This is a genomic window from Streptococcus porcorum, assembly GCF_053203725.1.
In genome coordinates this window covers 1-15,022 of record NZ_JBRUDG010000011.1, presented here as the reverse complement: position 1 = coordinate 15,022, position 15,022 = coordinate 1, and the positions used below count along the sequence as shown (strand labels likewise).

The window sequence follows — 15,022 nt, the reverse complement described above, 5'->3', positions numbered from 1 at the left end:
AAGATAGAAGAGGGGAAGTTTCAATGTCTGAACATCAAATCAATCTTGTGATTGTCACTGGAATGAGTGGAGCAGGAAAAACTGTGGCTATCCAGTCATTTGAGGATTTAGGTTATTTTACAATAGACAATATGCCACCAGCGCTCGTACCGAAATTTTTAGACTTAATTGAGCATGGCAGTGACTATGATAAGGTTGCCTTGGTTGTGGATATGCGCAGTCGTCAATTTTTTTCAGAAATTAATAGTATTTTAGATAAAATTGAAAGTAATGACAACATCAACTTTAAAATTCTCTTTTTAGATGCAACAGATGGTGAATTGGTGTCACGTTATAAAGAAACGCGTCGTAGCCACCCGTTAGCCGCAGATGGACGTGTCTTGGATGGCATTGAGTTGGAACGGGAATTACTAGCTCCTTTGAAAAGCATGAGTCAAAATGTTGTGGATACAACAGAATTGACCCCACGTCATCTAAGAAAAACCATTACTGAGCAGTTTTCTGCTAAAGAGCAAGTGAATCAATTTCGTATAGAAGTGATGAGTTTTGGCTTTAAATACGGTTTACCCCTAGATTCTGACCTTGTATTTGATGTGCGTTTTCTACCTAACCCTTATTACCAAGTAGAGCTTCGTGAAAAAACAGGACTCGATCAAGAAGTATCGGACTATGTTATGAATCACCCAGAATCAGAAGATTTCTATCAAAACTTAAAAGGCTTGTTGCAGCCGATATTGCCTGGCTATCAAAAAGAAGGAAAATCAGTACTGACCATTGCAATTGGATGTACAGGAGGACAACATCGCAGTGTTGCTTTTGCCAGACGCTTAGCAAATGATTTATCCAAAGATTGGCATGTTAATGAAAGCCATCGTGATAAGGATAGACGTAAGGAAACGGTGAATCGTTCATGAGAAAACCTAAGATAACAATAATAGGTGGCGGAACAGGTATTCCCGTCATTCTTAATAGCCTTCGCCATTTTGATGTGGATTTGACCGCTATTGTCACAGTAGCTGATGATGGAGGGAGTTCGGGTGAACTGCGTAGTGCGATGCAATTAACCCCACCAGGTGATTTGAGAAATGTGTTAGTAGCCATGAGCGACATGCCTAAATTTTACGAGAAAATCTTTCAGTATCGTTTCGCTGAAAATGATGGCGCTTTATCTGGTCATCCTCTTGGAAATCTCATTATTGCAGGTATTTCAGAAATGCAGGGCTCAACTTATAACGCCATGCAGATTTTGACGAAGTTTTTTCATACAACAGGTAAAATCTATCCCTCCAGTGAAAATCCTTTGACCCTCCATGCGATTTTTAAAGATGGTCATGAAGTAGTAGGAGAGAGTCATATTGCTAATTATAAGGGGATGATTGATCATGTTTTTGTGACAAATTCCTACAACGATGATGAGCCAACTGCTAGTCGTAAAGTAGTTGAGGCGATTATGGAAAGTGACATGATTGTGTTAGGACCGGGCTCTTTATTTACCTCAATTTTACCTAATCTTGTGATTAAAGAAATTGGGCAGGCCTTGTTAAAAACCCAAGCAGAAGTTGCTTATGTCTGCAATATTATGACACAATACGGTGAAACTGAGCATTTTACAGATGCAGATCATGTTCGCGTCTTACATGAACACTTAGGACAACCATTTATTGATACAGTTTTAGTCAATATTGAAAAAGTTCCGCAGGCTTACATGGATTCTAATCGTTTTGATGAGTATCTTGTACAGGTTGAACACGATTTTCAAGGACTAAGAAAAGAAGTTCCTCGCGTGGTGTCCTCAAATTTTTTACGTTTAGAAAAAGGCGGAGCTTTCCATCACGGAGACTTGGTGGTTGAGGAGTTGCTTCGGATTATTCAGGTGAGAAAATGACTTTTACCATCAAAGTAAAAGAAGAGCTACTGCAACTGGTTCATCAGGATAAAAGTGAACTTTCTGCCATGATTAAGATGTCTGGAAGTTTAGGATTATCAGGTTCAGGCTTAACACTTTCTATTACAAGTGAGAATGCAAAAATAGCTCGCCATCTCTATGCCTTACTAGAGAGGTTTTATCACACACAGGCAGAAATTAAATACCATCAAAAGACCAATCTTAGAAAAAATCGTGTTTATACAGTTTTTTTAGAGGAAAATGTTGAGGCCATTTTAGCTGATTTGAAATTAGCCGATTCATTCTTTGGCATTGAAACAGGTATTGAGCCTGAGATTTTAAATGACGATGAAAAAGGGCGAGCCTATTTACGAGGAGCATTTTTGTCCAATGGTAGCGTCAGAGACCCAGAGACTGGTAAATACCAATTAGAGATTTTTTCAGTTTATTTAGACCATGCGGAAGATTTGGCGAATTTGATGAAAAAATTTATGTTAGATGCTAAGGTGATTGAGCGAAAAAAAGGTGCGATAACGTATTTACAAAAAGCTGAAGATATCATGGATTTTTTGATTGTTATCGGTGCAATGGAAGCTATGTCAGAATTTGAACAGGTCAAAATTTTGCGGGAAACGAGAAATGATCTTAATCGTGCAAATAATGCAGAGACAGCCAATATTGCTAAAACTATTACAGCTAGTATGAAAACGATTAATAATATTATCAAAATAATGGACACTGTAGGATTGGATGCTCTTCCTGTTGAACTTCGTCAAGTTGCACAGGTTAGGATTGCTCATCCAGATTATTCTATTCAACAGCTGGCGGATAGCTTAGATACCCCTCTTACCAAGAGTGGTGTTAATCATCGTTTAAGAAAGATTAATAAAATAGCAGAAGAACTATAAGGAGAAAATGATGTGTACCACGATTTTAGTTGGAAAAAAAGCAAGCTATGATGGCTCAACTCTTATCGCTCGAACAGAAGATTCACAAAATGGTGTTTTTACCCCTAAAGCATTTAAAATGGTTTTACCTAATGATCAGCCACGGGATTACCAGTCTGTTTTATCTCGGTTTTCTATCACCTTACCCGATAATCCCTTGGCCTATAGCTCAGTTCCTGATGCGCTAGGTGAAGAAGGGATTTGGGGGCAAGCAGGTATTAATGAAGTTAATGTTGCCATGAGTGCTACAGAAACCTTAACCACTAACAGCCGTGTACTCGGTGCAGATCCTTTAGTTGAAACAGGGATTGGTGAGGAAGATATTTTAACTTTGGTATTACCTTATATCAAGTCTGCGCGTGAGGGTGTTAAGCGTTTAGGAGAACTGCTAGAGGCTTATGGGACTTATGAATCAAATGGTATCGCATTTGCTGATTTGGATGAAATTTGGTGGATGGAAACAGTCGGTGGTCACCACTGGCTTGCTAGACGTGTGCCAGATGATGCTTATGTGGTGGTTGCTAATCAATTAGGGTTGGATCATTTTGAGTTTAATAATACAGATGATTATATGTGTTCGAGTGATTTAAAAGACTTTATTGAAGACTATCACTTGGAATTAAATTACTCTAATGAACATTTTAACCCACGTTATGCATTTGGTAGCCAAAGAGATAAAGATCGTCACTATAACACCCCTCGTACTTGGTTTATCCAAAAATTCTTTAATCCTAGACTAGAACAAGATCCACAAAGCTTCTTTATCCCTTGGAGCCAGAAGCCCTATCGTAAGATTACAGTTGAAGATATTAAGTATGTCTTAAGTGGTCACTATCAAGACACGGTGTATGACCCTTATGGTCCAGAAGGATCAAGTGTCACACAAAGATCGTTTCGTCCTATTGGAATCAATCGTACCAGCCATACAGCGATTTTACAACTTCGTCCAGATTGCCCTAAAGAAACAACGGGGATTCAGTGGATTTCCTTTGGTTCGATGCCTTTTACCACCAGCGTTCCCTTCTTTACACAGGTAGCAACAACACCAACGTATTTCTCGAATACAGGTGCACAAGTATCAACAGATAGTTTTTATTGGGCAAATCGCCTAATTGCAGGTCTAGCAGATGCGCATTTTAAAAAGCACGAGGGCATTATTGAGGATTATATCCAAGAAACCATGGCGCTAGGTCAAGCTATGATTCATCAAGTTGATAAAAAAATGGCTCAAGGTGGAGTAGTTGATTTTGAAAAAGAGAATCAACAATTAAGTGATCAGATTGAATCTAAGACTAATCAGCTCTTAGCTAAAATTTTATTGGATGCTAGTAATTTGATGACCAATCGATATGAGGTTAGTGACTAAAAAATTTGATAGCATAAAGTCAAATATAAAAGTGTTTAATCAGACTAAAAAGTCGAAACTGATAAGGTTTCGACTTTTTTTTGAAAAATTTTTCAAAAAAAGCTTGCAAAATCTTTTTGATGTGATATACTTAACCAGTAAACAAAAAAGATTAACCAGTTAAGAAAAGAGGGGTTTCATGAAAAAGAAATGGTTACTTGGTCTAGGGTTAGCATCTGCATTGGCTTTAGGGACAGCAGTGAGTCCAGCTCAAACTGTTCAAGCAGATGATAAAATCGATGTGGTGACAACTTTCTATCCAATGTATGAATTTACAAAGAACATTGTTGGTGATGAGGGAAATGTCGATTTACTTATTAAGGCAGGAACAGAGGTACATGATTTCCAACCATCCACCAAAGACATTGCGAAAATTCAAGAAGCAGATGCATTTGTCTATGATGATGATAGTATGGAGACTTGGGTATCCAAGGTAAAAAAATCCATTGATAGTAAGAATACGACTATTATTGAAGCCACAGGTGATATGATTTTAGCACCAGGTATTGCGGAAGAAGAGCATGATCATGAAGAAGGAGATGGTCACACCCATGAGTATGATCCACATCTTTGGTTATCTCCAGAGCGTTCGATTGAACTTGTGGAAAATATTCGTGATGATTTAACAAAAGCTTTTCCAGAAAAAGCAGATGAATTTAAAGAAAATGCAGCAGCCTACATCAAGAAATTAGAAGCTTTAGATCAAGAGTACGATAAGGCCTTATCTAAAGCTAAACAAACCTCATTTGTTACTCAGCATGCTGCCTTTGGCTACTTGGCTCTTGATTATGGTTTAAATCAGATTTCCATTACAGGTGTTTCAGCCGAATCAGAACCCTCAGCGAAACGTTTGGCGACTTTGACAAAATATATCAAAGAATATGATATTAAATATATTTATTTTGAAGAGAATGCTTCTAAAAAAGTTGCAGATACCTTGGCTAGTGCTGCGGGGGTTAAAACAGCAGTATTAAATCCGCTTGAAAGTTTAACAAGTCAACAAATGAAGGCAGGAGAAGATTATTTCTCAGTCATGCGCCAAAACTTAAAGAACTTGCAATTAACGACCAATGTGTCAGGTAAAGAAATACAATCAGAAGAAGATACCAGTAAGACCGTTTATAACGGGTATTTTGAGGATAAGGATGTTAAAAAACGCACCTTGGCAGATTGGTCAGGTGAGTGGCAATCGGTTTATCCTTATCTAGAAGACGGTACACTTGATCCTGTCTGGGATTATAAGGCTAAGTCTAAAAAAGATATGACTGCAGAAGAGTACAAAGCTTACTATACGACAGGTTATAAGACGGATGTCAGCAACATTACGATTGACGGTAAAAAAAATACAATGACCTTTACACAAAATGGAAAAACCTATCAGTACACCTATAAGTATGTGGGTTATGAAATTTTAACTTATAAAAAAGGTAATCGTGGTGTTCGCTATTTATTTGAAGCAACTGACAAAAATGCTGGTCAGTTCAAATACGTTCAATTTAGTGACCATGCTATTTCCCCACAAGATTCAGGACATTTCCATATCTACTTTGGTGGAGAGAGTCAAGAAAAACTATTGGAAGAAATGGAAAATTGGCCAACCTATTACCCAGCAGATATGACGGGGCATGAAATTGCACAAGAGATTGTTGCCCACTGAGTAAGGTGATTTTCTAATCAACTGAAAGAAATATTTTTATCCATAAAAGAAACTAGAGTTTAAAATCTTAGGGGCTTAAACTCTAGTTTTTTAGCTGATATTTTTATGATTTTTTAATAAAAAAGGAGTATAATAAAAGAAAATAACACCATTATTGCATATTAGCTTTTAAAAGAAAGGATGGAAGAAGTATGGCAACACAAGATCAATTTTTTACACACGATATTTCAAAAGACAACTCGCATTTTTCCACCTTGAAGACGATTGTTGAGACTGCTTTTTATGGCAACAATGTGACGCATTTAAAAGAACTTGGTGAGGTTTACCAGTTGGCAAAAAAATCACCATCAACAATTGTGTTAGATATGCCAGTCGCCTATCCTGAGAAACTACACTTACCTGATGAAGCGAAAATTTTAGTTCATAATGGTGGTGCTGTGACAGGTCGAACAGCAAAAGCGAGGCGTATTTTAGGAAGGAACTTACAAGAAGACCAACAAATTCTGCCTAAGATTCGAGAGGCGATTTATCAAGCCAGTTTAAAACCCTATTATGCCTCAGAAGCCTTAGTAGGACTAGATGAAGATTTTATGGTCCGTGCTCACTTGATGTTACCCAAAGAAGAAGTTGCCAATCTCTATTCTTGGCTTTTAAATTTTCAAGCCTTTACTGAGGCGTATTACCAGCGATATTTAGCTTCAAAACCACTAGATGAAAATGATATTTATATCTTTTTTGATCCCACTTGGAAAGATGAAGCCTACCCAGATGGCCTAGCTTATTTTGACACGTTGCATAATACTGCTGTTATTTTAGGATTGAATTATTTTGGAGAAATTAAAAAAGGAACGCTGACCTTAGCTTGGGCAACTGCTGCTAGACATGACTACGTTGCCTGTCACGGTGGTTTAAAGATTTTTAAAAAAGTAGAGCAAAAGCCTTATGTTGCTTCCTTTTTTGGTTTATCTGGTTCAGGAAAATCGACGTTAACCCATGCCAAACATGGTGGAAAGTATGCTATTCAAGTTTTGCATGATGATGCCTTTATTATTTCAACAAAAAATGGCTCTTCTATAGCTTTAGAGTCCTCTTATTTTGACAAAACCAATGATTACCCAGCAGGACATCCCGAGCAAGATTATTTTGTTACCGTACAAAATTGTGGTGTGACTTTAAATCATGAAGGCAAAAAAGTCTTGGTAACAGAAGATATTAGAAATGGTAATGGTCGAACAGTTAAATCACGTTACGCCACTCCAAATCGGGTAGATAAGATAGAAGAGGCGATTGATGCTATTTTTTGGATTATGAAAGATGATTCGCTCCCTCCCATTCTTAAAGTTGACAATAGTTCACTTTCTTCTACCTTGGGTTGTACCCTGATGACACAACGTTCTAATGCCGAAAATGGCGTTAGGGATTTGAGTCAATTGGTTATTGAACCTTATGCCAATCCTTTTAGAGTCTATCCTTTAGTAGAAGATTTTAAAAAATTTCAAGAATTATTCGATTCTGGTGTAGACTGTTATATTGTGAATACTGGAAATTATATGGGAAAAAGTATTCCAAAAGAAGTCACCCTTGCTGCGATTGAAAAAATAGTAGAGGGAGTAGGGAATTTTACTCCTTTTGGTGAGCTACCTGGCTGCTCTTATCTAGAATTGCAGGAATATCCCCTAGCGCCCTTTGATGCTCCTTATCGTCAATTGCTAAAAGATAGAATGCAACTTAGACTGGATTACTTGTTGAATTTTAACCATAAAAACGATCAAAATCCGATTCCAGTTGATGCGATCTACTACCTTCAAGAAGTCATTGACAGGTTGTAAAATAGCAGTTAATCGCAACTTAACTATTAGGAATCTTTTCCGGTTTTATAGGTTGCAATTCAAGTCTCTTCATGGCTTTCGCCATACTCATTGTAGTTTGCTTTTTGAAGCTGGGGCAAGTATAAAAGAAGTCCAAGAGAGATTGGGGCATGAGGATATTAAAACAACAATGAATATATATGCGCATGTGACAGAAAATGTAAAGGAAAAAACGGCTGAAAAGTTTGCCCAATTTTTAGGCGTTTAACCTCAACCGTTACTTTTTCCGTTACTTTTATAAAACAAAAGCCATTCCTACATGATAGGAATGGCTTAAAATCAACGTTTCTAGCAATTTTAAAGCGTTTGCCTTTTTCAGTTTCTAGAAGCAAAGAAAAAATGGTCCACTGGACCATTTTTTTATTTGAGACCGTATTTTTTGTTGAAACGATCCACACGTCCGTCTGCTTGCGTGAATTTTTGACGCCCTGTGTAGAATGGGTGTGAGTCTGATGAAATCTCAACACGGATAAGTGGGTAAGTTTCACCTTCAAATTCTACAGTTTCTTTAGTTGCTTTTGTTGAGCCACTAAGGAATTGGTAACCAGTAGTTGTATCAAGGAATACTACTGGACGGTAATCTGGATGGATGTCTTTTTTCATCTTTAAAAAATTTCCTTTCTGCCATAGCTCTTTTTGAGCCATAGTTAATTAACTATTCTAGTTTAGCAAATCTCAGCTCTCTTGACAAGTCTTTTGATAATTTTTTTCGGATTTATTTACAAAAGCACTTGATTTTAGTAAGCTGAAGAGAAAGGAGGACTCTATGCTAAAGAGAGTAGATGGTTATGAGATTAGACCTTTATTGGTATCTGATGTCACAGACTATTATGAAGAAGGGGTTAATCCTATAGATCCAAAACTTGTCTATTTTACAGGTGGACAAAAAGAATTTTCTAAAGAGGATATAACATCTTATGTAGAAAAAGTGACACAAGCAGATGACCGTTATGATTTTGTGATTTTAAATCCAGATGGAAACATCATTGGTGAGGTTGTATTAAATGAAATAGAGGATCAGCCTAGGCAGGCTAATTTCAGAATTTTATTATTTTCTCTAAAAGATCGTCATCATGGAATTGGCACTTGGGCAACGCAATTTGCTATTCAGTTTGCTTTTGAAGAATTACAGTTGCATCGCTTATCTCTTGAGGTATTTTCTTATAACAAGGTAGCTCAAAGGCTTTACCAAAAGGTTGGCTTTAGAGAGGAAGGACGCTTACGTCATGCTATTATGGACGGTGAGTCTTACGCAGATATTATTTTGATGTCTATTTTAGAAGACGAATATAACAAAGTAAAAAGCATATAGGTTTTCGCCTAAATGCTTTTTGACATCAAAAGATCTTTTAATTCTTGGTAAATTTGATCATTTTCCTCCAAGGAATAGGAATTAGCACCACTTGCTAAGGGGTGTCCACCGCCATCGTGACGCTTGGCGATCCCATTGATAATGGCAGATTTACTACGTAGGCGTACACGGAAGTGCCCATCAGCTTGTTCTACAAAGATAGCCCAAGCTTCTACATTATCAATACGTCCAGGTGCTCCGACGATAGCCGAAGTTTCAGCATCTGTTAACCCTTGTTCCTTCATAAAGGACTGTGTTAAGATAACACGCGCAACACCACAGTCATCCACTTCAAGATGATCGTAAACATAGCCTTGTAATTTAGCAATCTTATAAGGGAAAGAATCCATTTGTCTTGCTAGGGCAGAAAAGTCAAAATCATACTGGCGTAGTTGACTTGCAATGGACATAGTTTTAGCAGTAGTTGAGGGGTATAGGAATCTACCAGTGTCTCCAATAATACCCGCATATAATAACCGAGCAGCTTGGGCATTTAGAGAGAGCCCTGTTGAAAAAGCAAAATCTGTGATAATCTCACTAGCACTAGAAGCAGATGTATCTACATGGCAAATGTCTCCATAAACATCGTCATTAGGGTGATGATCAATCTTGATGAGGAATGCCCCAGTTGTATAACGGTTATCATCAATGCGAGGTTGATTAGCAGTATCAGTTACAATAACTAAAGCATCGGAGTAATCTTCGTCTGAAACCTTATCCATTTGTGTTAACCAAGTCAGTGTAGGTTCGTCAAAACCTACAGCCTTAACGGTTTTAGTTGGAAAGTTATGCTGGATAATTTCTTTTAATCCTACCTGACTTCCTAGAGCATCTGGATCAGGACGCATATGGCGATGAATGATGATGGTGTCATAAGTTTTAATTTTTTCTAAAATATTTTGAAAGATTGGCATAGTTACCTCACACATTTGTTTTAACCATTATAACACAGATACATAAAAAGAGATTTTCAAGTGATTGAAAACCTCTTTTTATTTATTTAATTTCTTTGTAATTGGCATTTAGCCCACGTTGAACAGCAGGACGTTGCGCAATTTTTTCGGTCCATGCTTGCAAATGTTTATAACTTTTGACGTCCAAGAAAATCCCTGCTTTATCCCAGATGTTATCTTGAGCTAAACGGCCATACCAAGACCAAATAGCGATATCAGCAATGCTATAGTCTTCTCCAGCTATATAAGGTTTTTTAGCTAATTCTTTATCTAATAAATCTAGTTGGCGTTTGGCTTCCATAGCAAAGCGGTTAATAGGATACTCTAGTTTTTCAGGGGCATAGTGAAAGAAGTGCCCAAACCCACCGCCTAAAAAGGGAGCAGCACCTGTTTGCCAAAAGAGCCAATTAAGAACTTCTGTTTTTTCAGTTAATGTTTTGGGGAGAAGAACTTGAAATTTTTCTGCTAAGTAGAGTAAAATGGAGGACGATTCAAAAACTCTGGTTTGCGATTCTTGATCAAGCAGTGCAGGTATTTTTGAGTTAGGATTAATGGAGACAAAATCTGATCCAAATTGATCCCCCTCCCCAATTGCAATCTTGTAAAGATCATAATCAGCCTTTAAACCAAGTTCTTTTAATTCTTCTAGCATAATAGTAGCTTTAATACCGTTAGGAGTGCCGAGGGAATAAAGTTGAAAGGTTTTTTCACCCTTTGGTAAATGTTGTTCAAAACGACTTCCAGCAGTAGGTTGGTTGAGACCACCCCATGCCCCTCCCATTTGACTAGGATTTTCCCAAATATCTGGTAATGTATAAGATGTCATATTTTTCTCCTTTATTCATCGTGAAATGTCAAAAGAATAGCACAAACTAACTTGAATTTCAAGAAAAATGTGATAAGATAGAAAAAATCTCAAATTAAAGGAGTGCGATGTGGATTACTTGGCATTACAAAAACTGGCGAAGGCAGAGCTCCATTGCCACTTAGATGGCTCAATATCAATGCAGACAATCCGTCAGCTAGCAGATTTAGCTATGATTGATTTACCTGAAAACGACGAAGAGTTAAAATCATTGATTACAGCGCCTGAAACAATTGAGTCGTTGATGGATTATTTAAAAACTTTTGATTTTATTCGTCCCTTGTTACAAAGTAAAGAGGCCTTAAGTTTAGCAGCTTATGACGTGGCAAAGCAAGCGGCCATGGAAAATGTGATTTATCTTGAAGTACGGTTTGCTCCAGAGCTTTCCATGGATAAAGGTCTGAGTGCATCTGACACAGTTGAGGCGGTATTAGATGGCTTAAAAAAGGCAGAGCAAGATTTTGGGATTGTGGCAAGAGTATTAGTTTGCGGTTTAAAACAGTCAGATCCTTCTCTAACCTTGGATATTTTTGAAAATATCATTCACCTAGCAAAGAAAGGTTTGGTGGGGTTTGACTTTGCCGGCAATGAGGCAGATTTTCCCACAGAGATGCTATCAAACCTTATCCAACAAACTCAGAATTTAGGCTTGCCAATGACCTTCCATGCAGGAGAGTGTGGCTGTGTTTCTAATATTTTAACAGGAATAGAATTAGGGATTAGACGATTTGGACACAGTACAGCTCTAGTAAAAGATCCAGATGCCATTGCTAAATTTGTAAAAGCGGGGGCAACTGCTGAGATGTGTTTAACCAGTAATTTACAAACAAAAGCGGCAAAAACAATAGACGACTTCCCTTATTTCCCCTTATACCAAGCAGGTGCTAACATCACCATCAATACGGACAATCGCACTGTTTCTGATACTAATCTCACAAAAGAATATGAACTGTGGAATAAGTATTTTGGCACTCGAAAAAAGGACTTTTATCAGTTCAATCAAGCTGCGATTAATGCAAGTTTTGCAAGTGAGAGAGAAAAAGAACTGCTACTAAGTAAACTCGAAAAAGCCTATCTGGTGTCAGGAAATGAGTTGGAATAATCAAAAAATTATGCTACAATAAAACCAATTAAATTTTGGAGGACCTTATGTCTTTAGCAAAAATTGTATATGCTAGCATGACAGGTAACACAGAAGAAATTGCAGATATTGTCGCCGATAAACTTCGTGAGTTGGGCGTAGATGTAGATGTAGATGAGTGTACAACTGTCGACGCTGATGAATTTCAAGATGTAGATATTGCTGTTGTGGCAAGTTATACATATGGTGATGGTGATCTTCCTGATGAAATCGTTGATTTTTATGAGGATCTAAAGGACCTTGACTTAACAGGTAAGGTTTATGGAGTTGTTGGCTCAGGTGATACTTTCTATGATTATTTTTGTAAGTCGGTGGATGACTTTGAACTAGCCTTTGCAGGTACAGGTGCTACTAAAGGAGCTGATTCTGTTAAAGTTGATTTAGCAGCAGAAGACGATGACATTGCTAAATTAGAAGCATTCGCAGAGTCTTTATTGACCAAATTACCATAACTCGTTGAGATTGAAGGTATTTTAGATCATCAGATGATAACAAGAGTGGTTGGTTTAAATGGATTAAATGGGGAGAGGTTAAGGATAGTTTTCAGAAAGTGAAGAGTATCCCGATCCTCTTTTTCTATGGATAAAGGGTAATATGAAAGCGTTGTTTAACGAACTAAAACGAAAAGAAAAATTAAATTGGTGGTTAAGCTCAGTAGGAGTAGGGGGCATTTTTGTCTTATTTTATTTCTTAATGTTGCGTTATCACGATGATTTCGTCTTTTTATTACACCTAGGAGAAAGCCCTAGTCGTTTAGAGCAGATGTTTAGAGCTCCGACTCTATTTGATTACCTTTTATTACTCAGTTTAACAGCTTTAATGTCTGCTGTGCCATTTTTTTCTAGTTCCGTTATTTGCATTGCAAATGGTTTAATTTTTGGACCTATTATTGGACTAGTTGTTAATATATTTGGTGGTATGCTTGGCAATTTCCTAAGTTTACAGATTTTAAAACAGACGCATTTAGCACAAAATAGCAGAAGGTCAGGGCATGTTGTGGATGATTTATCTCATTTTAAAAATCCAGTATTGGGTTTGAGCTTGGGCTACATGGTTCCAGTTATTCCAACCTTTTTGGTGAATTACACGGCTATTGAGCTGAAGCTATCTCGTAAAGAAATCTTAAGTGCAATATTTCTTGGTATGCTACCAGCATCAGCTTTATATGCTTATGGCGGGGATGCTCTATTTAAAGGCAATAAAGAACAACTCTTAGCCATCATTGGTATTGTGGTGGCCTTTGCTTTATTGTATCAGTTGATTAAAAATAAAAGAATGAAAAAGGGGAAAAAAATGAATTTAGAACAGACACGTCAGATGATCGATCAAGTGGATAAGGAACTTGTGGCTTTGTTAGAAAAACGAATGGACCTTGTTCAAGAAGTGGTGGCTTATAAAAAAGCAAATCAGATGCCAATTCTAGATCAATCTAGAGAAGAAGCAGTCTTAAATAAGATTGCTAAGCTGGTTACTAATAAGGAATATGAAGCTTGTTTACTTGGAACGTTTTCAGACATAATGAAACATTCAAGGGACTTTCAAGCTGATAAATTAAAGTGATGAAGCAAATTAGGTTACTGTTACATGTATTTATCCTAGCTGGCTTAGCAGGAGTTTTACGTTATTTTTTAGTGAGCTTGTTTCCAGGTATTCTCTCTCTAGCTATTATTAACTTTGTTGGAATTTTCCTGTTGGTTTTCTTTGTTAAAACCCTTTTACCATTAAAAAACTGGAGCCAAGATAGTTTAACTGCTTTAGGAGTTGGATTTTTGGGTGGCTTCACGACGATTGCTAGTCCTCTTTTTGACCTTGTGCAGTTTTTGTTGGATAAAAATTATATGACATTTTTGTGGTATGCAACACTCTATGTCGTCGGAGGAATTGGCGTAGCCTTCTTTGCGCACTACTGTGCTAGGATATATTTGGAGTTGAGAAAATGGAAGTAGTGTTACTGGCTCTTGCCTGTGGTATTGGAGCTGTTGTACGATATTACCTTGGTCTGATAAATCCTAAATTTTCTATCCCTTTGGGGACCTTGTTAGCCAATTTATTAGCGGCTTTTTTGATAGGGTATTTTTCAAAACACCTTTCTAATACTACCTGGAGAACAATTTTAGTAACAGGTTTTTTAGGAGGTTTAGGAACTTATTCTACCTTGAATTATGAATTGTTCTCTCTCTTTAATCGTAAGTATCATTTTATCTTTTATTGTAGTTTGACGTATATTTTAGGGTTAGTTTTTGTTTTTTTAGGAATTTTACTTTAAATAACTTTACAAGTGAAAAAGAATTTGCTAAGATATTAAGAGTGTGTAATGGACACACGAAAAACGGCTAATCCGCTGGGACGATAGGCTCTCAAGATTGGTAAGAGAAGGAGAAAAATAAATGAATCCATTAATTCAAAGTTTGACTGAAGGTCAACTTCGTACTGATATCCCATCATTCCGTCCAGGTGACACTGTTCGTGTTCACGCGAAAGTTGTCGAAGGAACTCGTGAACGTATCCAGATTTTTGAAGGTGTTGTTATTTCACGTAAAGGTCAAGGGATCTCAGAGATGTACACTGTTCGTAAAATCTCTAGCGGTGTAGGTGTTGAGCGTACATTCCCAATCCACACACCACGTGTTGACAAAATTGAAGTTATCCGTTACGGTAAAGTTCGTCGTGCTAAACTTTATTACCTACGCGCATTGCAAGGTAAAGCTGCACGTATCAAAGAAATTCGTCGTTAATAGTCTTATATCTAGACGTACACTAAAAAGCTCTTTATTAAAGAGCTTTTTAGTGTACGTTTATTTTTATAGATTAATAGTATATTATTTTGGCTCTTTGTCAACTGTAGTGGGTAGATGAAAAGCTAACACCTAGAGAGGACGAAATTCGTTCTCTCTTTCTTTATGTTCAAGGCAATCAAAATCCGTTTTTTAAAGTTTTCAAAGTTCCTGAA

The 15,022-nt window shown here is 37.2% G+C and carries 16 protein-coding genes and 1 pseudogene; 14 read left to right on the top strand and 3 right to left on the bottom strand.

Annotated elements, in window-relative coordinates; translation table 11 throughout:
* Positions 1-23: 23 nt before the first annotated feature.
* The 7 genes and pseudogenes from rapZ to ACVRWY_RS04305 all read left to right on the top strand — a co-directional run.
* Entirely contained in the window at positions 24-914 is an 891-nt protein-coding gene (rapZ, locus tag ACVRWY_RS04335) for an RNase adapter RapZ (protein ID WP_354368334.1), read from the top strand.
* Positions 911-1,885: a YvcK family protein gene (locus ACVRWY_RS04330; protein WP_354368336.1), complete on the top strand. Its 975-nt coding sequence runs from the start codon at positions 911-913 to the stop codon at positions 1,883-1,885. Before rapZ ends, ACVRWY_RS04330 begins: the two co-directional genes overlap by 4 nt.
* The gene (gene whiA, locus ACVRWY_RS04325; RefSeq protein WP_354368338.1) at positions 1,882-2,793 is read left to right on the top strand and encodes a DNA-binding protein WhiA; all 912 of its coding nucleotides are present in this window, start codon (positions 1,882-1,884) and stop codon (positions 2,791-2,793) included. Before ACVRWY_RS04330 ends, whiA begins: the two co-directional genes overlap by 4 nt.
* A gap of 7 nt (positions 2,794-2,800) precedes the next feature.
* Positions 2,801-4,198 carry a C69 family dipeptidase gene (locus ACVRWY_RS04320; RefSeq protein WP_354368340.1) on the top strand — a complete coding sequence of 466 codons (1,398 nt, stop codon included), beginning with the start codon at positions 2,801-2,803 and terminating at the stop codon, positions 4,196-4,198.
* Between the two features lie 178 nt (positions 4,199-4,376).
* Positions 4,377-5,894, top strand: a complete 1,518-nt coding sequence (locus tag ACVRWY_RS04315) for a zinc ABC transporter substrate-binding protein AdcA (protein WP_354368342.1) — start codon at positions 4,377-4,379, stop codon at positions 5,892-5,894.
* A 191-nt stretch (positions 5,895-6,085) separates the two neighbouring features.
* A complete protein-coding gene (locus ACVRWY_RS04310) occupies positions 6,086-7,723 on the top strand; it encodes a phosphoenolpyruvate carboxykinase (ATP) (protein WP_354368344.1) in 1,638 nt (545 codons plus the stop codon).
* Between the two features lie 7 nt (positions 7,724-7,730).
* A pseudogene (locus ACVRWY_RS04305) lies at positions 7,731-7,970 on the top strand (tyrosine-type recombinase/integrase); the annotation flags it as partial.
* A gap of 152 nt (positions 7,971-8,122) precedes the next feature.
* Here ACVRWY_RS04305 and ACVRWY_RS04300 read toward each other — a convergent pair.
* Positions 8,123-8,365, bottom strand: coding sequence for a type B 50S ribosomal protein L31 (locus ACVRWY_RS04300; RefSeq protein ID WP_354368346.1), 243 nt, complete (start codon positions 8,363-8,365; stop codon positions 8,123-8,125).
* A 163-nt stretch (positions 8,366-8,528) separates the two neighbouring features.
* Here ACVRWY_RS04300 and ACVRWY_RS04295 point away from each other — a divergent pair, with 163 nt between their 5' ends.
* Positions 8,529-9,074: a GNAT family N-acetyltransferase gene (locus ACVRWY_RS04295; protein WP_354368348.1), complete on the top strand. Its 546-nt coding sequence runs from the start codon at positions 8,529-8,531 to the stop codon at positions 9,072-9,074.
* An 8-nt stretch (positions 9,075-9,082) separates the two neighbouring features.
* Here the strand turns inward: ACVRWY_RS04295 and ACVRWY_RS04290 are convergent, their stop codons facing one another.
* Both ACVRWY_RS04290 and yghU read right to left on the bottom strand, forming a co-directional pair.
* Complete coding sequence (locus ACVRWY_RS04290) at positions 9,083-10,027, bottom strand: DHH family phosphoesterase (RefSeq protein ID WP_354368350.1); 945 nt, start codon at positions 10,025-10,027, stop codon at positions 9,083-9,085.
* Positions 10,028-10,109: 82 nt separating this feature from the next.
* Positions 10,110-10,892 (bottom strand): glutathione-dependent disulfide-bond oxidoreductase, encoded by a 783-nt coding sequence (gene yghU / locus ACVRWY_RS04285; RefSeq protein WP_354368355.1) that lies wholly within the window; start codon positions 10,890-10,892, stop codon positions 10,110-10,112.
* A gap of 109 nt (positions 10,893-11,001) precedes the next feature.
* Here yghU and add point away from each other — a divergent pair, with 109 nt between their 5' ends.
* The 6 genes from add to rplS all read left to right on the top strand — a co-directional run bounded on the left by add (position 11,002) and on the right by rplS (position 14,807).
* Positions 11,002-12,033, top strand: a complete 1,032-nt coding sequence (gene add, locus ACVRWY_RS04280) for an adenosine deaminase (RefSeq protein WP_354368357.1) — start codon at positions 11,002-11,004, stop codon at positions 12,031-12,033.
* A 47-nt stretch (positions 12,034-12,080) separates the two neighbouring features.
* Entirely contained in the window at positions 12,081-12,524 is a 444-nt protein-coding gene (locus ACVRWY_RS04275; RefSeq protein WP_354368359.1) for a flavodoxin, read from the top strand.
* A gap of 142 nt (positions 12,525-12,666) precedes the next feature.
* Complete coding sequence (locus ACVRWY_RS04270) at positions 12,667-13,632, top strand: chorismate mutase (protein WP_354368361.1); 966 nt, start codon at positions 12,667-12,669, stop codon at positions 13,630-13,632.
* Entirely contained in the window at positions 13,632-14,018 is a 387-nt protein-coding gene (locus ACVRWY_RS04265) for a fluoride efflux transporter FluC (protein WP_354368363.1), read from the top strand. Before ACVRWY_RS04270 ends, ACVRWY_RS04265 begins: the two co-directional genes overlap by 1 nt.
* Positions 14,009-14,338 (top strand): fluoride efflux transporter CrcB, encoded by a 330-nt coding sequence (gene crcB / locus ACVRWY_RS04260; RefSeq protein WP_354368365.1) that lies wholly within the window; start codon positions 14,009-14,011, stop codon positions 14,336-14,338. The genes ACVRWY_RS04265 and crcB overlap by 10 nt, the downstream gene beginning before the upstream one ends.
* A 121-nt stretch (positions 14,339-14,459) precedes the next feature.
* On the top strand, positions 14,460-14,807 hold the full coding sequence (gene rplS / locus ACVRWY_RS04255) for a 50S ribosomal protein L19 (RefSeq protein WP_354368367.1): 348 nt from the start codon (positions 14,460-14,462) through the stop codon (positions 14,805-14,807).
* The last annotated feature ends 215 nt before the right edge of the window (positions 14,808-15,022 follow it).